Below are 19,874 nucleotides of genomic sequence, written 5' to 3'. Positions count from 1 at the left end.
CCCCTCTTTCTTCAGGGTTTGTATTTCCTTTGTTGTTTTTTAAAGAGGTCTACCCAGTTGTTTACCTTCTGAGTGAGCACGGATAAGCCTTTCTTGAGTTCGTCCGATTATCCAGTTGCTACTATGCAGATACTCAGGAAGGTCAGCCAGTCAGTCAGACTCATGGGGTGATCCGTGCATCACATCATCAAAATTCTCAATGCGACAAGAATCAGTAAACCGCCGCAAAGTCGGCTGATCAGTGTTGCTCTCTTTCTGAGGGCAGGCAGAATACTGGCGTGTCCAGCTACTCCAGCAATTAAGCAGTACCAGATGCCATCACAGAGAGTGGCCATAAGAGCCATTAACAACTGCGTTGTAAGTGTCGTTTCTGTTGTCACGAACTGGCTGAACAAAGCCAGGAAGAAGACGGCGATCTTGGGGTTTAGAAAGGAAGTCAGAAACCCGTCAACAGCTGCCTGACGCATAGACAGGGATGAAGTGTGTTGTTCTGATACATCACCGATGAATGCGCCACTGGAACTGATCGCCTTGTAACCCAGCCAGGCCAGATAACCTGCGCCCAGCCAGGTCATGAGTTTAAACAACCAGGGTGTCTGGGTAATGACTGCAGCCATACCAGCGGCGACCAGAAAAGCATAGATGCCAATGCCAGCTGCATGAGTTATGGCGGTCACCAGACCATGGTTTCTCGAGCCCTGAAGCGTACTTTTCATGACCGCAGCAAGGCTGGGGCCCGGTGATATAGCGCCGAGAATGCAGACTGCGAAAAGAGATAACCACGACGATGCGCTCATAAAATCGACTTCAGCCCAAAAAGCCCGGCAGTATAAAAGATCAGAGGTTGCTCAGGAAGAGTATCAAGATCAGGCCCGGGCAAATGGTCCTGATATACCAGGGCCAGATTTTCCAGAATAGACTTTTCTGGATCTCGGGAAAGCCCTGACTCAATTCTTTGAGTAGACGATTCTGTCGCATCACCCAACTGCCATAAATAGCAATCATGAAGCAAAGTAAAGGTTGCAGATACTGTGTTGCAACTTTAACCGCCAGGCCCAGAAGGGTTTCTATATGATAAATGATCACTATTGACAGGCAGGCAGAAAAAACAGAAATGCACCAGCTGGCTCGATGACGTCTGAAAGATACCTTTTCCACCAGACAGGCAACGGTGGGTTCTATCAGAGAAATTGAGGATGTCAGGGCCGCTATAACCAGTAGAATGAAGAAGGCCATGGCAACCAGTTGACCCAGAATGCCTAACTGGTTGAACAGGGTTGGTAAAACGTTGAATACCAGAGTATCTGCGCTGTGAAGTTGACCATCAGTTGAATAGATTTCTATGCCTTGCTGCATGGCAGCGTACATACAGGGGATGATCAACATGCCTGCCAGAAAAGCCACAGAGCTATCAACCACGGCAACCTGAAAAGCCGTCAGGGGAAGGTTGGCTTTTTTATTCAGATAAGAGCCGTAAACCATCATACAGCCAACCCCCAGGGACATGGAGAAGAAGGATTGCCCCAGGGCAGATATCAACAGTTGCTGGTTAAAAAGTTTGGAAAAATCCGGAATCAGATAGACTTTCAGGCCTTCCATTCCACCAGGTCTGGTCAGTGCAAATACAATAAGAACAGAGAGAATAATGAAGAGGGCTGGCATTAATCGGTTGCACCACCGCTCAATACCATTCTTGACGCCACCGGTGACAATCAACGTAGTCAGAGCCATGAAAATAACGGTGGCCAGCACAGTTGAATGAAAATTGAAGTCAGTCAGCCAGTTGGCGACTTCATGGAATCCACTGATCTCGAATATTGGAGCCAGTGAAAAGCCTACAAACCAGCCTCCAACAATACTGTAGAAGCTGTAAATCAAAGTCAGTGTGACCAGCCCCATTATGCTGGTAACCCACCCCAGTTTCCTGCCCCAGCCTCTGCTATCGAGCTGAGTCATGGCTGTGACGGAATTTGACTGGCTATATCGCCCTATGGTGAGCTCTGCAACCAGAGTAGGGTAGGCAAGAATAAACGAGAAACAGAGGTAAACCAGCACAAAGGCTGCCCCGCCATTCTGAGCGGTCTGGGTGGGAAAGCTCCAGATGTTACCCACACCCACTGCACAGCCGGCAGCGGCAATAATAAAGCCTAATCTGCTACTGAACTGGCCGCGATGACTGGCAGTAGCCTGGATGCTGTTGCAGACTTCTGGCAAGGTGGGTCTCCTGTGATCAGACATTCCATTCAGGGACTATGAGTCCGCCTACTTATTGTTGAAAGCAGTTTCTCCGTTGTCTGATACGCGGGCATGAACAGCTTGAACAGGCTGGGAAACCGAAGGATCAGCAAACTTCAAAACTATAGCAGCGATTTTGAGGTTTGCTGTATACCTGTTTCTCTTGAAAATAAAGCTCATTCAGATTCTGTTATTGTTGCGGCTCTGAATGAGCTTTATTTTGTTGATGGCTATTTATTCGGGCGAATAAAGAGGAGCGGTTTGCCTTTTTCCAGCAAGTAAGGGTAGACAATGGTTTTATTGTCTTCGCCAATACCCACCTCGCTGGGTGCCAAATAGAAGTAAACCCACCCTGGCAGACGAGCACTTAACTTCTGGTAAAAGACATTTTCACTGATGCTTTCCAAACCTTCACCTTCGGTGATGGACAGCCTTGGGAAGGAGTCATCATTCATTGCCGAAAAGTACCATGATGGCTCTCCCGCCATACTGAAATAAGAGAAGGGAGGAGCCCGGTCAATGGGTTTTGGAACAGGGACATACAGGCTCAGGACACAGTTCATACGAGCAAAAGAGCAGTTAGCTCCCGTCTGCTCAAGGTACCACTGTTTGAACGCCAGACCGTTATGCTGATAAGGCGTTTTAACAGGCTTGTACTTGTAATTCATGTCATTGAGAATGTTCAGGGCTGAACGGGTGAGCATTATCTCAAGCGTTTCCCTGGCCTCGATCTCGTCCTTGGCCATGGCAATAGGCATCCAGGCAAAGACCCTGTTATGGTCATAATGGCTGGCTCCGGGGACTGTCCACCCCCAGTAGAAATGCTCAAAGGCACCATAAGGTCTGACATTGACACCCACTACACCGCTGGCGCTGCCATAGGCTGGATGAGAGACGTTACCCAGTTTGTAGTCCTCTAGCTTGCCTTCCTTGCTATAGGCTCCAGCTGGCAACTGCTGGTCATGCACTTGTTTACGCATGCCGCCAGCATAAGTCAGGTTTTTCGCTTTGGACCACTTTTCGTTGTAGGCCCCTTTATGGTTTTTGCCTGGCATATTCAATGCACAGCCTGCTATCAGCAATGCAGCGGCTGCTCCCAGCAGGTTTCGGAAAATCATATCCATACTCTCCTGTGCGCGGTTTCGGATCTCTCGAACCATCGGCCCTGCAGTACAAGCCTTTATAGAAGTTGCTTGCTTGTTTCAAATGCTTCTAGTAAGCGGTGTTGTTTAGTACAATAGGTAATCACCAGCTGTGCTTTTTTGAGGGGAAAAACACGGCTTAAATCGAATTTGAATCAAACCTGCCTGAATTTTGACCCAGTCCAGATAAGCCAGTGGAGCTAGTTGTGGAGAAAAAGAGGGTTTGTAGTGAGTTGTTTCTCTTTAAGCACTCAATCATGAATGAAGTCTCTTTTCTGGTAACAAAAGACCTGTCTGCACCTTCCTGGGGAAGGCATTGTGTGCCCAATAACTAGTGTTTGGATAATTGAAACAAAGTTGGTTATCTGAATATTCCTGAATCAACGAGCCTGGATCTGACAGGTTTTGGTGTTTAACGTGAAGTATCCAGCCTTGGTGTTTTTGTTTCCGGTACTGCTGTTGTTAATGGCTTGTGATGCAAGACAAGTGCCTGAAAGAAAAGAAAAGCTGGATGAAGCGATAGTTACCCGAATTTTGGAGGCTAGACTCACGGCCATTATTGATGGAGAGGTAGAAAAGATAAAGGGTTTCTACTCACCTGATGTGGACTTTAAAGTGACCAACGTTAAAGGCATTCAATTTAATCAGGGCTATAAGGTAATAAAACAGCAGGCAGAATTGAATGCTGTTTATGGAATCGAATACCAGGAAGATGTTCTGGAACGATTTATATTCATTACCAATGAATTTCAAAAGGCGATAGTAGAGCAGCGTGCCCATGAAATCTGGTTGTATCGAGAACGCTTTAATGATATTTCCATTACAGCGGTCACCCGAACAGAGATCGAGCTGATTCAAGGCGTTCCTCAAATCACCAAAGTTCATAAAATGATCCTTAGCCGCAGTATCCTCAATGAAGATCGTAGAGGCAGTATGTCAACGTTGAAAAAGGCAGTGGAAATAGAGTGTTGTGGTCAATAACGCATGCAGTGATCGCCATTGACCAGAATTTGCTCATATCTTCAGATGTGGAGGGAAGCAGGCATACCTGTAAGGCTTAGACTTAAAGTCAGTAACTCATCCCAGCTGTTCAGCTTTTCAAGCCCCTTGATGCCTTTATCGATATGGCCAATATGAACCAGCATTTGGCGAAAGTCGCTTTCACTGTGACGTCCAATGCACTTTTCCAGCAGACCTCTGCGCTTTTTGAGAATAAAAGGCGACATACCATGGGTCTTGGCTGCCTGATCGTAAGCTGCATCGGGTGGGACATTGCGTGACTTCAACCGACTGAGATGACTGAGCAGCCGAACTTCCCGGGCCAGAGCCCAAAGCACGATCGGAGGCTCGATGCCTTCGCTCTTGAGTCCTCCCAAGACTCTAACCACTGACTTTGGGTCGCCATTCAACGAGGCATCAGCCAGCTGGAATACATCATAGCGGGCACTGTCCGAAACGGCCTCTCTGACGGTTTCAACTTCAATCTTTTTATCGTTAGCCAACAGTTTCAGCTTTTCAATTTCCTGAGACGCTGCCAGCAGGTTACCTTCAATACGCTCACACAGTAATGACAGCGCATCCTGACTGGCCTCAAAACCTTGGCTTTTAAGGCGTCGGGCAATCCAGCCTGGCAGCTTGTCGTGTTCAATGGGCCAGATAGGGATAAAGAGTCCTTCCTGATCCAGAGCCTTGAACCACTTGGCTTTTTGGCTGGCGTTATCGAGGCGGTCAGTAATAATCAGCAGCAGATTGTCTGGAGAAAGGTGCTTAAGGTATTCCTGAAATGCTTTTCTGCCAGAATCCCCAGGCTTGCCGTTGGGCATCCTGATTTCCAGAATCTGTTTCTCTGCGAAGAGTGAAAGACTGTTGGCCGCTGCCAGAAAATCGCCCCAGTCAAAACTGTTGTCTACATGATAAACATGGCGTTCAGTGAACCCCTGCTTTCTGGCTTGTTGCCGAATCTGGTCGCAACATTCCGAGACTTGCAGAGGTTCGTCTCCACTGACTATGTAGACGGAAGATAGTTGTCGCTTAAGCTGGGCACCGAGCTGGTCGGGTCTGATTTTCATTGTTTTGATTCAAGCGCCTTACGCTCAGCTTCCAGCACTTTACGGGCGCGTACTTCTTCCTGACGAAGAGCTTCACCGGAAATACCTGCAACCCTGCGGACTGTGGTTAGCAGTAGATCCTGGCGTAACTGATCAAAGATGATGGTTTCTTCGCTTTGGGCCGCGTTGGTGAGGTTCTTGTCCTGGAACATGTACCTTTCATTAGAGAGCACAATGGGACCAAAAAGCTTCAAACCATCACTTGTGCTGAGTTGATAGGTCGCTTTCAGGGTCAGCAGACGCTCATACTGACCGGCGCTGGCCTGAGTTTCATTACTGGTAGTGCGTTTCAGGCTGGTCAGTTGCAGATGGTATTGAGCATCGTCGGTGATCTCAATGCCATTGAAAGTCAGTGCTTTTCTCAAGTCCCTGATAAAGGGCAGGTCACTACCCGAAACAGACAGCTGGGCGATCTCACTGGCAATATCGACCTTACCTCTTAACTGAAAGCCACAGGCAGTCAGCAGGCTGGTGATCAGTAGCAGGGGCAAAATGGCTCCTGTATGAAAGCGTCTTGTCATGATCTCTCCATAGTACAGTGACCAGGTACTGTGTCAGCGATGGAACAGTGTTTTCAGGGATCGGAATGCTAGCATGCCGATCCCTAAAGGTTAACACTGGAACGCTTGCCTGTGTATCGTTGCCTTCATGAGTTTAAACGCTCAGATTTCATCAGGGTTGAACTGTGTTTCATTGGGGCGACGCATTCCGAGTCCTTTATGAACGATTCTGCGCATATCAATCTTGAACTGCTCTATCAGGACACTCTTGTCATCACTATCCCGGGTCAGATAACCACCAGCCTGAGCAAAGGCCTGTTTGTTGATGGTTTCTTCCAAATGAATATCGACTCCGCTAACGCCATACACATTACTTTTGATAGGTTCTTTGCTTTGCTGAGTCATGTCTTTTGCGTAGTCGACAGCCTCTGAAATATCCCGTTTAAAGTGTTCAATGAAATCATCGTTGTCCAGCTGAGGGCCTGTCACGCAAAAGTGAAGAGCTTCCGGATGGTTCAGGCTGTTAAAGCGCCATTTTGGCTTCTGCTTACCCATATAATCCTTAATGAGGTTCACCCTGAAAGAATTACTTCTGGATTTGAATGCCAGACACATAGTGTGCTCCCCCATGACCTGGAGTTCAGGAAAACCCTGGATTATTTCAACCATTTTGGCTGCGGTTTCGTAGGTTTGCTGAGCCTTGAGTCTGTAACCTTTCTTTCCATGCTTCAGCATGGCCGCCCAAGGGGCGGCAAAAAGGCCTGTCGACATACTGCCTTCCAGGTTGGCAACTGCATACATGCCGCCTTTCCATTCGGTATCGACAAAAGCCAGGTAATCCGACAAGTCACGGTTCTGCATCAGCAGCACCGAGTTACTCTTCAGGGAGTAACCGTATTTGTGGGTATCAACACTGATACTGGTGACACCCGGTAGACGGAAGTCAAAGGGTTTTACATGCGGGTATTTCTCAGGATCCAGCCAGGCAAGAATAAACCCACCCAGGCAGGCATCGACATGAAGGCCAATGTCGTATTCCCTGGCCAGGCTGCTCAGTTCTGTGAGAGGGTCAATAGTTCCATAGGGGTAGTTGCCTGCTGAACCCACCAATAGCACCGTTTTTTCAGGGTTGATTAGCCTTCTCACATCTTCCATATCTACGGTGTATGAGGACTCGTCAGAACCCTCATGAATTTTTGCTACCTTGACGACCAGGTCAACAGGTCCCCGTTTGAAGGCCGGGTGTGCAGTGGAAGGAATAATAATCTCCGGATTCCTGATGCCCATGGCAACAGCCCGGTCTCTATAAGCTTTAAGGGCGGCCTTGATACTCATGGAGCCGCCACTGGTGATCACGCCATCCGGTTTGCCAAGGCCCTGATCCTGAATACTCTTACCGCCCAGAGCCTCCAGCATCATGTTGATCACACTGCTCTCAAAGTACATAGCGCTAGGACTAAGATCTTTTTGAATGGCATTAGAGTGGGAGAACATGCCAAAGATTTCATTCAGAAAGTCGTAGTTTTCATGATCTCCGCTGTACACAGAGCCTGAGACAGTACCGCCTTCCCAGAGGGCATCTTCGTACTTTTTAAAACCGTAAGCGATATTTTTTATTTTCCAGAGGGACTCTGGCTCTTCCGGTATTTCTTTGTAGACAGGAGCGTAGTGAGTCATTCCCGGGTACAGCCAGTGGCGGATGTAGAGCCATTTTGCATAGCCATAAAGGTAGCCGGGGCCACTTTCCTTGATTTTATAATCATCTATTTTGACATCCCGAAATTCCAGAATGACATCCAGCATTTTTCGGAGATTTTTATCATTGGTCAGAAACGTTTCCATTTCGTCAATGGTGGCTTCTTTAGCAGCTAAAGCTTCCCGGTTAAGAATATGAACAGCCAGATGTTCTGCCTGGTCTGGATTTTCTGGTTTGAAATGCATCACAACAGAACCGATGTTGGAGCATCTGGAACTGGGTTTAATACCATTGATGCGACAATGCTCACTGCCTTTCCAGATTAGAGGATTCTGGTAGTTAATTTCTGAGTGAGATGCCATAAGCACTGAAGTGCTGTAGACCGGAAAGGTACTGGATTGATAGTTTTCACTGCTGCCGATACTTTTAACCAGAGCGACCGAACGATTCTGACAACTGTCTGCTGAACAGTGATCATTGCTATGACTGCCCAGGTAAGGCTCAATCATGTAAGTGGTGTTGAGATCGGCCTCCTCATCAATAATGGAAGGAATCAGGTAGATTTTCAGTGTGCCTCTGTCAGGTTGTTTTTGCTTTTCAGTGGTGAAGAACGTTGAGCCGAAGGCCTGCTCTGTTGAAGGCCAGTCAAACTCCAGAGTGATTTGATCTTTTGGTGTGGTTCGAAGTGAAAGGCTGGACTCTTTCTGCGCATTAAGAATAAAGAGGCTGGTACTGATAAATTCACTCTGGTTAGGCAGTGAAATTATATAAGCCTGAGTACTTTGGGTAATCAAAAAAAAGCCGAAAGCCCCCAGAGCTTTCCCCAACCATAAGCGGTTGCAGAAGTTTTTTGTTATCCAGTTCGATGAAAGGTACTTTGAATTTAAAAGACATTTGTTGTCTGGCATAAGTTTGCCTGCATTTAATAGAAGTAAGCTTGGATTTTGATCGAACTGTCTTTCTCGATCAGATTTCTAAGATTAGGCAATGAAATGCAGGGCTTTCGTTTTGCTTACAGACGAAAAAGCAATAATAAATTCTTCTCTATTCTTCGTTTTTTAACCAGTCAGGGCAATGGTTTCCTGACGAGTGATCACCAAAGCTGTATTTTCGTAATAATAAGCAGCTTCATTGATAAAAATGGGGAAGCCAGGCTCACCTTCATAATGGGTTACTGTGCCATCCATATTCTGAAAGAGAGGCATGCCTGGTTTCAGTCCCTCAAAATCTTTGTCCTGTAATGAATCGTGAACCATGGCTGATAGGTGGCCATCGTCAGATTTAGGGTACTGAATTCGTTCTGTTACCTTATAGACGTCAATGGTTCTTGGTAGGGCTGTTGGCTGCTGACTATGCCGCATCAGGGTAAAGTCAATCAGGTGTTTGATCACAACTTCCGTTTCAGCGAACTGATCGTGTCGCAACACGCCATTGGGCAGAGGCCCTACTTCAATGGCCATGGCATAGTCTGAAAGACTGTTCAATGTTCGACTAAAGCTTTTATCACGGTCACTCAGAATGACTTTTACATCCGGCATATGCTGTTGCACATAGGAGGCAGCCTGAAGATTAAAAGCGGCCTGATCTCTGACTATCAGAGTCATACCCATATTGCTGGTGGTACTGTGCAGATCAATGATAAAACGATCATTATTGGCTTTGGGGCCTAGAAGCTGATTAATTTCCCGGGCACGTCGGTGTTCATAAACCGAGTCGTCATTATTGTTTAAAATCTCATCGGTGAAAGAGCGGTTAAGATCTGCGTCAATAAAGCGACTGGCTCTTTTACACGCTTCAGTATTAGCCAGCAGATAATCGACTGGAATAGCACTCTGGCTGAAGCTTTTGTCCTGTTCCAGCTTTCTGATCAGGTAAGGCCCAATCAACTCATTGCCATGGGTGCCGCCCACGATGGTGATTTTTTTAATCATATACAGACCTTTGTTGTACTGATTACAAGACTAAACTTGGTGTCATGTTTCTACAACTCTACGTGCAGCGAGTCATGGTTGAGCAACGTTGTCCTGCCTTTCCATGAACTCGAGAGGCTCCTATACTCTGGTTGCCTGATCCGGAGTCCTGTCAGCCCATGGTCACTCTTTCCAGCACCCACGTCAGAAATCTACTCGTTCCTTATGATACCTGGCGGGCCAGAGAGTCACTCAAGGTAGCCTTGGCTGTACTGCTGTGTCTGATTATTATTTTCAACTTTCAGATTGAAAACGGCTTTATGGCTCTGTTGGTCATTACGGTCATTAATGCGGTTTTTCCCCATGATATGACCCGCATGATGTTGGAGCGTTTGGGGGGAGCCAGCTGTGGGACTCTTATCGGATTTTTACTGATTCAGTTCACTGATCCGATAGTACAGACCTGTCTGGTGGCCATAGGCCTTGTTCTGCTGATCTGGCCCTATACCTCGGGAAGAATGCATTACGCTTCTGTTTTTGCCGCTTTGACTCTTGCCGTTCTCTATCAAATGAACTTTACGGACAGCCATCTAGCCATCAGTTTTGGTGTGCACTGGGTGCTGTTAATTGCTATGGGCGCAGGCATTTTATGGCTGGTCAGTTCATTTGTTCATCCTCAAAACGCTACCTGGGCATTACGCCACCTTCTTGATCGTTTTCTGCTTGATTTATATAAGCTGAGGAGCCGACAACGGGTTATGGTGTTGCCTCTGCTGGAAAGATTGTTTCAGGCGGGTGGAAAGTATCTTGATGCTCGAGAAAGTAGCCAGTGTCGTAAACTTTGCGACATCATTCAGCCTCTGTCAGAAGAATTGAGTGAGTTGAGTCATCTGGTCCCCTTGATTCATGACGATATCTCTCCTGATTACTGTCAGAAGTTTCATTTGTTTTCCCAGACAGCAGAACAGGCCTTCATCCATTTTAATCATGCCGACGAGCGTTCAGAAAAAAGAATCGAATATCTGGCTCAGCTTTATGAGCAAATGCAAAGCCACTTTTATCAATTCTGGGAACAATACAGCGCCAGCCAGTTTAAGAGTCATTTAGTCCCGGTCGCCAGAGCTCAGCGTTGTTGTTATGCCATTCTTCAGCATGCTTTATATGTACATGAAGCCAGAGATGTGTCTAAAAAAATACCTTCGGCTGCTCCGTCCGATGAGGAGATCCAGAACTTCCGAAGAGCAATCAAAATCACGGTGATCATGCTAGTGACTGCACAGGTGTCATTGCAAATGCACTGGCAGGGAGGCTTTCAGGCTTTGATTGCTGCAACGGTCATGGCCATACAACCCAATGCAGGCTTATTACTGAGTCGTATATCCCAACGGTTAGTGGGATTGTTGAGCGGAGCTGCAGTGGCTGTTGCAGTAGCTATGCTGCTTAGTCATCTGACCAGCGTCTGGGTATTGATTAGCTGTTATTTTGTGGGTATCTACTTTGCCAATTATTACAGTCTGGGCAGTGAGCGATACAGCTATGGAGCACTGCAGGCCGGGGTTGCTCTGACTCTGACACTTTCCTATGGGAACTCTACGACAGATATTGATTTTCTGGTGATGTCAGAGCGTATTGCAGGGCTGTTCGAAGGATTTGCCATTGCCGTGATTATTCTGATGTTGTTTCCGGACAGTCCGGGTCGCCAGTACCGTACAGCACTGGAAAAATTGAAACACAGGTTGCTATGGCGGTTAGAGCAGAAAGAAGCGTCTGATATGGCTGTTGTGCATTTCAATCAGGACATTGCCTTTCTGCAGCAGCTGGCATCACAGTCTGATCAACTTTCCAGCGTTACACGTCAGCTTCCAAGGTATAGACCCTTAACAGGAGTAGCTACCAAGTTGGTACGTAATATCAGTGCCATGGAAAAGCACTTTCTGGATGTTTCCGAACAAAGCCGAATGAAGCCTCTCGGTCAGAGTGTTTGCAGAGATTACTCTTCCATTCTGGCCCGGTGCTTTCGAAGCCAGGATTTTCAGGAAGAAATATCAGCCTTGCATGATTTAAGGCGTAGTCTGGTGAAAACACTCCGCAACCTGCAGGCTCCCGAAGTCAGGCAGCATCACTCTTGCGCGAGCCTGAGCCATACTGTCTGTGCACTGCTGGCCTGTCGTGATGCCTGCCAGAATCTGATGACACTGCAACGCTATTTCCAGAAACTATGACCATACCTCAACGTTACGCTACTGCAATCGTAAGTGTTCTTATATTGGTGGCCGGATTTGTGCTGGTGACCAATCGATATATCCCGAATACCGACTTTGCCACACTGCAGGCTTATACCGTGCCAGTATCCAGCCTGGTGGCGGGTAATATCACCCACGTCAAAGTATCGGATAATCAAAAGGTGACAACAGGCGACCTGCTGTTTGGTATTGATCCGGAGCCGGTGAATATCAGCCTGACTCAGGCTCAGGAAGCCTACCAGGTAGCACATGAACATTTTCAGTCACTCAATCGTCTGTTTCAGTCCAACAATGTCAGTCGGGATGACTTTCTTCAGGCCAGTAAAGCGCTGTATCTCAACGCCCGCTCCCTGTCAGAAGCCCGTTATCAACAAAAACATATTCTCACTTATGCACCGGTTTCAGGTTATGTCACCAACCTTGAGGCCCGACCGGGTCAATATGCAGAAACGGGCCAGAGAATAATGACTCTCATTGATGACAGTGACTGGTGGATTTATTCCAACGTTAAGGAGAATAATCTGACCCGTGTTTACCCGGGGCAGACTGTTCTGGTCAGTCTCAATTCCTGTCCGGGTGTTGTAATACGAGGGCAGGTTGCGACTATTGCCAGAGGTGTGGATATTGATGAAACAGGGCCCAGTGGGCTGGCCCAGGTAGAAAGAACCAGTAACTGGATTCGACTGGCGCAGCGTTTTCCAGTAAGAGTGGCGTTTGATCGAACACAGCTGCCGGAGAGCTGTATGCTTTATAACGGGACTACCGCAATTACTACGATTTTGACGGTGGATAACGTCTTATCCCGAGCCGTTGCCTCTGCCATTCAGCAACTCAGAACCCACCTTCAATATTTGTACTAGCCGACAAACTCACAGCCTGACTGCATTACGAACCCGTCATTAAAGTGGTAGGATGCTGCGAATGGACGACGAATTTTTACTAAATAAAGGGTAAAATAGCTCCTGATGCTGCTGAGTGCTAAATCCTAAACCTTGCCGTTCGTACTGAGTTTGTCGAAGTGCATTATCCGCATCCTTCGAAAGTTCAGGATGAACAGAGTCGGTATACCTTTTAACGCTCAACTGCAGTTGCTGTTTAAAAAGTACGGGTGATAAGAAAGGTTTCTTCATCGCTGCGAGATAAGCACAAATTTCATAATAATAAAGTCGCCTTTGCTACTGTATTTCAAGGATTCCGGCCATGGAGCAGGCAAGTCAAACACCGCCTACGAATAAGCTGTCTACCCGTCTTGCTTTAATGCTTGCCGCACTGGTTGCTATTGGTCCTTTTGGTATCGATACGTATTTGCCAGCCCTCCCGGCGATGGCCGCTTTTTATGATGTTTCTACAGCCAGTGTCCAGATGTCGATCAGCTTGTTCTTTGTAGGATTTGCTCTGGGACAAGTTGTCGGTGGACCTGTTTCTGATCGTATCGGGCGCAAGCCGGTAGCATTGGTAGGATTGAGCATCTTTACCCTGACCAGCCTGTTGATCATCTGGACTCAAAGTGTGGATGAGCTTTTATTGCTCCGGTTTATTCAGGCACTGGGAGGTGGAGCCACTACGGTTATCTCTTCGGCCACAGTACGTGATCGGTATCATGGTCGGGATATAGCAAAAATGCTGTCCATGGTTTCCATGATTATGCTGATGGCTCCCATGTTGGCACCCGGTATTGGAGCCATCGCGCTTAATTTTTTCTCCTGGCAAAGCATTTTTGTGATTCTGGCAATCTACGGCGCATTGCTTTTGTTTATGGTGGTTTTCTATTTACCAGAAACCAATTCAAACGCAAAAGCTGACGGCCCATTGGTGCGAGGTATTCTGCAGAAGTATGGAGAGGTTCTGGGTACGCAAAAAGCCATGGGATTTGTGCTTTGCACTGGTTTTTCTCTGGGCTGTCTGTTTACGTTTCTAACGGGCTCTGCCTTCACTTATATTGAGTATTTTGGTGTTTCCACCAACCTTTATCCCATTCTGTTTGGTTCCAATGTGCTGATTTATATGATGGTCAATCGACTGAATATGAAACTGTTGAATCGTTACGAGCCGGTGCAGTTGATTCCCATAGGCATTGCTATTCAATTAACGTCTATGGTCGTTTTTAATGTGGTGCTGCACTTTTTTAATCCGGGACTGCCTTTTGTTTATCTGATGATAACCCTGACGATCAGTTCTATTGGTTTTATTGCTGCCAATTCAACCAGCTGTACTTTAAGGTATTTTCCTCACAGCAGTGGTACCGCCAATGCGGTCATCGGAACACTTAACTTTGGTCTGGGCGGCGTTGTGGGCATCCTGATGTCCCTGATGCACGACGGAACATTGGTACCCATCGCTACCACTATGTTCCTGGTGAGTTTCTTGTCGCTGGTTTTCTTTATCTGGGGAATGAGAGCTCCGGAGCCTGAGATTCCGGGTCAGGCATCGGAATCGGCCAATATTTTTTCAGAGTCCAGTGAACGAGTCCGGGAGCCAGCTGATCTTTGATGCTCTGGTGAGCCTGCGGTCCAGTGGCGACAAAGTTGAATCAGCTCCTTGATGCCCTGACTGACGTACTTTTGTCGGTGCATAATGAAGTAGAATTGACGGCTTAAATCTCTACCGGGAATCAGCAAAGGCGTCAGACTGCCTCTTTTAAAGGCTTCCTGAAGTGTGATTCTCGAAAGACAGCCAATGCCCAGCCCGGCTTCCACTGCACGCTTGATGGCTTCCGTATGTTGTAACTCCATGACTACATTCAGACTGGGAAGAATCCCGTGCATGGCTCGGTCAAACGCCTGACGCGTACCAGAGCCTGCTTCTCGAAGAATCCAGTCAGTATTCAGAAGATCCTGATCGGTCAGCTGGGTTCTGCTCTCAAATTTATGGCCCGGGGCGCAGAAAACAACCAGTTCGTCATCGCACCAGGGCATGACATTGAGGTCACGGTGATGCAACTCTCCTTCAATCAATCCGATATCCAGATCAAAGTTCAGAACTTTCTCGGTAATAGAGGCTGTGTTGGCTACTTCCAGATCAATGTGAGTACCCGGCTTGTCCCTCATCATTCTGGCGACAATATTGACTGCCAGATAGTTACCTATAGATAAAGTGGCCCCCACCTTGATCTGGCCTACCAGGGTTTTACTGGAGAGTTTTTGTTCCAGCTGTTGAGCTTTTTCCAGCAGAGCTTCGGCTTCGGGGCGTATCTGATGGCCAAGGTCATTCAGTTGTAGTCTTTTGCCAATACGGTCAAACAGCTGAGTACTGAACTGCTGTTCCAGTTCTTTCAGTGCGCTGCTGGCGGCAGACTGGGACATGGCCAGTGATTTGGCGGCACGGGTGAGGTTTTGCTGGCGTGCCGCTTCCAGAAAAACCTCCAGTTGTCTGAGAGTAAACTTCATTGGCTTATCGAATTAGTCGAATAATCTTATAAAAATTATCTGTTTCACAAATATCGTACCCCTGACTAGGATGATCTGGAAGAAGAAATATTATGAATAGATGAACCTTTCGCTCATTGTCCCCTCTAACGGGCAAAGGTTCGGGCAGAAAATTCGGCCATCAGGAGTGATACCTACCGTGAGCAACCTTATCCGGGAGACAGTAACCAGCGTACACCACTGGAATGATACCCTCTTCAGTTTCACCACCACACGTAACCAGGGTCTGAGATTCAAGAACGGCCATTTCACCATGATCGGTCTGGAAATAGAGAATAAACCTCTGTTGAGAGCTTACAGTATTGCCAGTGCCAATTATGAAGAAGAAATGGAGTTTTTCTCCATCAAGGTGCAGGACGGTCCTTTGACACAGCACCTGCAGATGCTGGAAGTGGGTGATAACGTGCTGGTAGGCACCAAGCCTGTGGGCACACTGGTATCGGATAACCTGCTACCCGGAAAAAATCTCTATCTGCTCAGTACCGGCACAGGGCTGGCGCCTTTTATGAGTATCATCAAGGATTTTGAAATCTACGAGCAGTTTGACCATGTGATTCTGACTCACGGTGTTCGTTATGTGTCCGAACTGGCTTATCAGGACCGGATTGAGCATGAGCTGCCTGAAAACGAATATTTTGGTGAGATGGTCAAGAGTCAGCTGAAGTATTATCCCACCGTTACCAGAGAAGCGTTTCGTAACGAAGGTCGTCTGACTGATCTGATTGAGAGTGGAAAACTGTTTGCTGATCTGAATCTTCCTGAACCCAACCTGGAAGATGACCGCTTTATGCTTTGTGGCAGTCCTGCAATGCTGAAGGACCTGTGTCGTATTCTGGAAGAGCGGGGTTTCAAGGAAGCCCGGGGCGGGAATCCAGGTCATTTTGTGATTGAAAGAGCCTTCGTAGAGAAGTAAAAGCTTCTAAACAGTCATGAGCAGCAAATGCAGCTCACCCTGAAACAAGAAAATGGCTACAGAGTCTGATAAAGCTGCATCTTCATAGTAAAAAGTGAAAGGTATCGGAGTGAACCGATACCTTTCCTCTGTGGCTTGTCAGGCCATAGACACTTTACTTTTCGCCTTGCGATCCACCAGGATCAACGCAATCAAACCCACAATGCCAATCACTATACCTACTGGCTTGGTCCACTGCGGGGATAGCCCGAAACCAATGCTTGCTGTGAGGATATAAGACAGAGTGACACTGGTACCGCCAATGGCTGGAAGACTGGCAATCCAGTGGAATGCTCCGCGATCAAACAGGTACTTGGTAGCCAGCCAGAGCACGCTGGTGGACAGTAACATATTGGAGAAGGCGAAATATCTCCAGATCAGCGAGAAATCCACAAAGGTTATCAGATACGCAATGCCGAGAATCGGGGTAGCCAACAAGATGCGGTTACGCATGCTCTGTGGAATATTGAACGCATCAACAATGGTCAGACGCAGTGAACGGAATGCCGTATCTCCTGAAGTAATCGGGAAAACGGCCACTGCAATAATTGCCATGATGCCACCCAACACACCCAGATAACTGGAAGCGACTTCATTAACCACCATGCCCGGACCACCCATATCCAGAATGGCTTTCAGTTCAGCATATCCACCGGGGAATGCAGCAATACCTGCCAGTGCCCAGACACAGGCCACCAGACCTTCAGACATCATTGCACCGTAGTAAACCGGGCGCACATATTTCTCGTTGGTCAGGCAGCGGGCCATGATGGGCGCCTGAGTCGAGTGGAAGCCACTGATAGCTCCGCAGGTAATAGTGACAAACAACAGAGGCCAAACCGGTAAGCCGGCAGGGTTGGGTGTCAGAATGTCACTCTGATGCTCAAGGTGGCTGTGTGTAACGTAATTGAAGACATCACTGGCGATGGGTAGATGAGGAGCATCTATCAGCAGTGCAATAGCAATCAGAGTCGTCATGACGATCATCAACAGGCCGAAGAACGGGTACAGTCGGGTAATGATCTTGTCGATCGGCAGTAAGGTGGCCAGGAAGTAATAGCCCAGAATCACCAATACCCAGAAAGTATTATTGGCCAGGATGGTGCCTTCAAAATAGCTCAGGTTACTGAGCAGCCCTGCTGGACTCATGATGAAAACGACACCGACAAAGAATAGTAGCATGGCCGTAAACACCAGCATGATGCCCTTGAAGTAGACATTGAAATATTTCCCGGCAATTTCTGGCAGGGATTTACCGTCTTCCTTGATGCTCATAACCCCCGAGAAGTAGTCATGAACCGCGCCGCCAATAATGTTGCCCAGAACAATCCATACCAGTGCAATGGGGCCGTATAGTGCACCCAGAATAGGACCAAAGATAGGACCCACACCGGCAACATTCAGAAACTGGATCAGATAAGCTTTGACCGGGTGAATAGCGACGTAGTCAACACCTTCGTCAAATCGTTTCTGGGGTGTATCTGCAGTAGGATCGATCCCTGCCTGCTTTTCAACAAAGGGACTATAGAATTTGTAACCCAGTATCAGCAGGGTTATACAAACAAAAAATACGATCATGGCAATGTGTACCTGTTGTTATCTTGCAGCCTGTGTGGCCATGTTGGATTTTTTATTGTTTCCGTCCATCTCAGATAGAAGAAACAGAGCCTTTGATCAGCGGGACATATTGTATTTATTAACTCTGGCTGGTGTTGCTTGTGCTCTGATCGAAAGGTATGTTGCCCTGTGAAAAAACGAGTGGGGTGTTGGTTTGTGTGGACAAGGCGGGCGAAGGATAGGTATTTACCGATCTTTTGGGGTTGATCTGGATCAATTAAAAAGCAGTTTTTAGTCGGAACCCGTCAATTAAATAAAGCATTTGGATTGTGTTCAGATAATTAATTCTTAATTCTGTCTTATGGATTGTGTTATAGAACTCTTCAATGGGATTGAATCGCGGGTTGCCTCTTTCTCTGTTTTGTTTGAATAATATTTAAACCATAGAAAAAGCTAATGAGAGCGATGGATATCCATCATTAGCCTCTATCGACAGTTTCTCTAAACTGTCAGTCATGAGTTAACAACTGATTCAATAAACCGGCCCAAGGAGACTGGGAATGAGTAACAAGACTTATTTGACGACGGGGAACGGTGCCCCGGTAGCTGACGACAATGCCAGCATTTCAGCAGGTGAACGTGGTTCTCTGACCTTTGATAACTTCAGACTGTTTGAAAAACTGGCTCATTTTAACCGTGAGCGTATTCCTGAGCGGGTTGTTCACGCCAGAGGTTATGGTGCTTATGGTACCTTTACCCTGAACAAGGATCTGTCCGATTACTCGATGGCAAACTTCCTTCAGGGGGCGGGTAAACAGACAGAAGTTTTCCTGAGATTCTCTACGGTAGCCGGTGGTCAGGATTCCGGTGACTACGTTCGGGATGTTCGCGGTTTTGCCCTGCGCTTTTATACCGAAGAAGGCAACTACGACATTGTGGGTAACAATACGCCGGTGTTCTTTATTCGTGATCCGGCCAAGTTTCCTGACTTTATTCATTCCCAGAAGAAAGATCCGAAAACCAATCTGGGTAATCCGGCACATCATTTTGAATTCTGGGCCAGCCACCCTCAGTCGATGCATCAGATGACTATTGTGATGTCGGATCGGGGTATTCCACAGTCTCTGCGTCATATCAACGGCTATGGCTCTCATACGTTAAGCCTTTATAACGAGAAAGGTGAACGCTTCTGGGTGAAGTGGCACTTCAAAACCAATCAGGGCATTAAAACCCTGACCAATGAAGAAGCTGAATCCATGCCATCAGATGGTATGCAGAAAGATCTGGTAGAGTTCATTGAGAAGGGCGACTTCCCAAGCTGGACGGTGAAAATCCAGATCATGACCGAAGAGCAGGCCAAAGATTATGAGATCAATCCTTTTGATCTGACCAAAGTATGGCCTCATTCCGATTTTCCTCTGCAGGACATTGGTCAGTTGGAATTGAACCGTAATGTTGAAAACTACTTTGCTGAAACCGAGCAGGTGGCTTTCTCACCCAGCAACGTGGTGCCTGGCACCAGTGTCTCTCCAGATAAGGTATTGCAGGCCAGGTTGTTTGCCTATGCTGACGCTCATCGCTACCGTGTGGGTGCAAACCATCAGCAGATTCCGGTCAACAAACCCAAATGCCCGGTTCATCACTATCAGCGTGATGGTGTAATGGCAGGCGCTTCAGGTTGTCCGGTCACCGGGCATCTGCAGGGTAGCCAGGTGAACTTCTATCCGAATGATCGGGCAGGTGAAGGTGCTCCCGTTCCCAAGCCTAATGCTGCAGAGCCACCCATGCCGATAGAAGAAAATGCCTGGTTGAAAGCCTACGACACTACCGATGAAGATAATTACTCTCAGGCAGGAAGCTTGTTCCGGATGATGTCAGAAGATCAGAAAGTTCAGCTGGTTGAAAATATAGCTGGAGGTTTGAGTCAGGCGACAGAATCTGTGCAGCAGAGGATGTTTGAACACTTCACCCGTTGTGATGATGACTACGGTCGTCGTGTGGCTGAAGCTGTGAAAAAACAAGGTTAAGGAAGGTGATAAACAAGCCTGCTTCTTAGTAATCAGAATCAGGCTTGTGTAAATAAGCATGAAACTCCATACCGTTCGC

The 19,874-nt window shown here is 47.3% G+C and carries 15 protein-coding genes; 6 read left to right on the top strand and 9 right to left on the bottom strand.

The features are described 5' to 3' along the window. Positions 1 to 179 precede the first annotated feature (179 nt). The 3 genes from GZ78_RS04220 to GZ78_RS04210 form a co-directional block, all read right to left on the bottom strand. A complete protein-coding gene (locus GZ78_RS04220; protein ID WP_034833012.1) occupies positions 180 to 797 on the bottom strand; it encodes a LysE family translocator in 618 nt (205 codons plus the stop codon). A 40-nt stretch (positions 798 to 837) separates the two neighbouring features. Beyond that, entirely contained in the window at positions 838 to 2,214 is a 1,377-nt protein-coding gene (locus GZ78_RS04215) for a sodium-dependent transporter (protein ID WP_201772646.1), read from the bottom strand. 251 nt (positions 2,215 to 2,465) lie between these two features. Beyond that, complete coding sequence (locus GZ78_RS04210; protein ID WP_152558543.1) at positions 2,466 to 3,359, bottom strand: hypothetical protein; 894 nt, start codon at positions 3,357 to 3,359, stop codon at positions 2,466 to 2,468. A 435-nt stretch (positions 3,360 to 3,794) separates the two neighbouring features. On the opposite strand from GZ78_RS04210, the gene GZ78_RS04205 reads away from it, so the two are divergent. Further along, entirely contained in the window at positions 3,795 to 4,358 is a 564-nt protein-coding gene (locus tag GZ78_RS04205) for a hypothetical protein (RefSeq protein ID WP_034833002.1), read from the top strand. Between the two features lie 41 nt (positions 4,359 to 4,399). Here GZ78_RS04205 and holA read toward each other — a convergent pair whose 3' ends face one another. From holA to GZ78_RS04185, 4 genes are all read right to left on the bottom strand, one after another. After that, on the bottom strand, positions 4,400 to 5,446 hold the full coding sequence (gene holA / locus GZ78_RS04200) for a DNA polymerase III subunit delta (RefSeq protein WP_034833000.1): 1,047 nt from the start codon (positions 5,444 to 5,446) through the stop codon (positions 4,400 to 4,402). After that, positions 5,443 to 6,006 (bottom strand): LPS-assembly lipoprotein LptE, encoded by a 564-nt coding sequence (locus GZ78_RS04195; protein WP_034832999.1) that lies wholly within the window; start codon positions 6,004 to 6,006, stop codon positions 5,443 to 5,445. The genes holA and GZ78_RS04195 overlap by 4 nt, the downstream gene beginning before the upstream one ends. 141 nt (positions 6,007 to 6,147) lie before the next feature. Beyond that, positions 6,148 to 8,589: an aminotransferase class V-fold PLP-dependent enzyme gene (locus GZ78_RS27135; RefSeq protein WP_051785799.1), complete on the bottom strand. Its 2,442-nt coding sequence runs from the start codon at positions 8,587 to 8,589 to the stop codon at positions 6,148 to 6,150. 150 nt (positions 8,590 to 8,739) lie between these two features. Further along, positions 8,740 to 9,612: an aspartoacylase gene (locus GZ78_RS04185; RefSeq protein WP_034832997.1), complete on the bottom strand. Its 873-nt coding sequence runs from the start codon at positions 9,610 to 9,612 to the stop codon at positions 8,740 to 8,742. Positions 9,613 to 9,770: 158 nt separating this feature from the next. Here GZ78_RS04185 and GZ78_RS04180 point away from each other — a divergent pair, with 158 nt between their 5' ends. The 3 genes from GZ78_RS04180 to GZ78_RS04170 all read left to right on the top strand — a co-directional run bounded on the left by GZ78_RS04180 (position 9,771) and on the right by GZ78_RS04170 (position 14,324). Continuing rightward, the gene (locus GZ78_RS04180; protein ID WP_034832996.1) at positions 9,771 to 11,813 is read left to right on the top strand and encodes an FUSC family protein; all 2,043 of its coding nucleotides are present in this window, start codon (positions 9,771 to 9,773) and stop codon (positions 11,811 to 11,813) included. Beyond that, positions 11,810 to 12,694 carry an HlyD family secretion protein gene (locus tag GZ78_RS04175; RefSeq protein ID WP_034832995.1) on the top strand — a complete coding sequence of 295 codons (885 nt, stop codon included), beginning with the start codon at positions 11,810 to 11,812 and terminating at the stop codon, positions 12,692 to 12,694. Before GZ78_RS04180 ends, GZ78_RS04175 begins: the two co-directional genes overlap by 4 nt. Positions 12,695 to 13,034: 340 nt before the next feature. Further along, the gene (locus GZ78_RS04170; RefSeq protein ID WP_051785798.1) at positions 13,035 to 14,324 is read left to right on the top strand and encodes a multidrug effflux MFS transporter; all 1,290 of its coding nucleotides are present in this window, start codon (positions 13,035 to 13,037) and stop codon (positions 14,322 to 14,324) included. Here the strand turns inward: GZ78_RS04170 and GZ78_RS04165 are convergent. Then, positions 14,255 to 15,220, bottom strand: coding sequence for a LysR family transcriptional regulator (locus tag GZ78_RS04165; protein ID WP_081869657.1), 966 nt, complete (start codon positions 15,218 to 15,220; stop codon positions 14,255 to 14,257). The genes GZ78_RS04170 and GZ78_RS04165 overlap by 70 nt on opposite strands. A gap of 178 nt (positions 15,221 to 15,398) precedes the next feature. Between GZ78_RS04165 and GZ78_RS04160 the strand changes: the two genes are divergently transcribed. Next, positions 15,399 to 16,172: a ferredoxin--NADP reductase gene (locus GZ78_RS04160; RefSeq protein ID WP_034832994.1), complete on the top strand. Its 774-nt coding sequence runs from the start codon at positions 15,399 to 15,401 to the stop codon at positions 16,170 to 16,172. Positions 16,173 to 16,310: 138 nt separating this feature from the next. On the opposite strand, the gene GZ78_RS04155 is transcribed toward GZ78_RS04160, so the two are convergent. Then, on the bottom strand, positions 16,311 to 17,789 hold the full coding sequence (locus GZ78_RS04155) for a carbon starvation CstA family protein (RefSeq protein WP_034832988.1): 1,479 nt from the start codon (positions 17,787 to 17,789) through the stop codon (positions 16,311 to 16,313). Between the two features lie 539 nt (positions 17,790 to 18,328). Here GZ78_RS04155 and GZ78_RS04150 point away from each other — a divergent pair. Beyond that, the gene (locus tag GZ78_RS04150) at positions 18,329 to 19,795 is read left to right on the top strand and encodes a catalase (protein ID WP_034832987.1); all 1,467 of its coding nucleotides are present in this window, start codon (positions 18,329 to 18,331) and stop codon (positions 19,793 to 19,795) included. The last annotated feature ends 79 nt before the right edge of the window (positions 19,796 to 19,874 follow it).

Source organism: Endozoicomonas numazuensis, from assembly GCF_000722635.1.
GTDB lineage: Bacteria > Pseudomonadota > Gammaproteobacteria > Pseudomonadales > Endozoicomonadaceae > Endozoicomonas_A > Endozoicomonas_A numazuensis.
This window is presented reverse-complemented; position numbering and strand designations above follow the sequence as displayed.

What these genes read in the sequence shown, in the direction of transcription:
- GZ78_RS04220 (WP_034833012.1), bottom strand. Translation starts at nt 797, where the DNA reads ATGAGCGCATCGTCGTGGTTATCTCTTTTCGCAGTCTGCATTCTCGGC.
- GZ78_RS04210 (WP_152558543.1), bottom strand. Translation starts at nt 3,359, where the DNA reads ATGGATATGATTTTCCGAAACCTGCTGGGAGCAGCCGCTGCATTGCTG.
- holA (WP_034833000.1), bottom strand. Translation starts at nt 5,446, where the DNA reads ATGAAAATCAGACCCGACCAGCTCGGTGCCCAGCTTAAGCGACAACTA.
- GZ78_RS04195 (WP_034832999.1), bottom strand. Translation starts at nt 6,006, where the DNA reads ATGACAAGACGCTTTCATACAGGAGCCATTTTGCCCCTGCTACTGATC.
- GZ78_RS27135 (WP_051785799.1), bottom strand. Translation starts at nt 8,589, where the DNA reads ATGCCAGACAACAAATGTCTTTTAAATTCAAAGTACCTTTCATCGAAC.
- GZ78_RS04185 (WP_034832997.1), bottom strand. Translation starts at nt 9,612, where the DNA reads ATGATTAAAAAAATCACCATCGTGGGCGGCACCCATGGCAATGAGTTG.
- GZ78_RS04180 (WP_034832996.1), top strand. Translation starts at nt 9,771, where the DNA reads ATGGTCACTCTTTCCAGCACCCACGTCAGAAATCTACTCGTTCCTTAT.
- GZ78_RS04175 (WP_034832995.1), top strand. Translation starts at nt 11,810, where the DNA reads ATGACCATACCTCAACGTTACGCTACTGCAATCGTAAGTGTTCTTATA.
- GZ78_RS04170 (WP_051785798.1), top strand. Translation starts at nt 13,035, where the DNA reads ATGGAGCAGGCAAGTCAAACACCGCCTACGAATAAGCTGTCTACCCGT.
- GZ78_RS04165 (WP_081869657.1), bottom strand. Translation starts at nt 15,220, where the DNA reads ATGAAGTTTACTCTCAGACAACTGGAGGTTTTTCTGGAAGCGGCACGC.
- GZ78_RS04155 (WP_034832988.1), bottom strand. Translation starts at nt 17,789, where the DNA reads ATGATCGTATTTTTTGTTTGTATAACCCTGCTGATACTGGGTTACAAA.
- GZ78_RS04150 (WP_034832987.1), top strand. Translation starts at nt 18,329, where the DNA reads ATGAGTAACAAGACTTATTTGACGACGGGGAACGGTGCCCCGGTAGCT.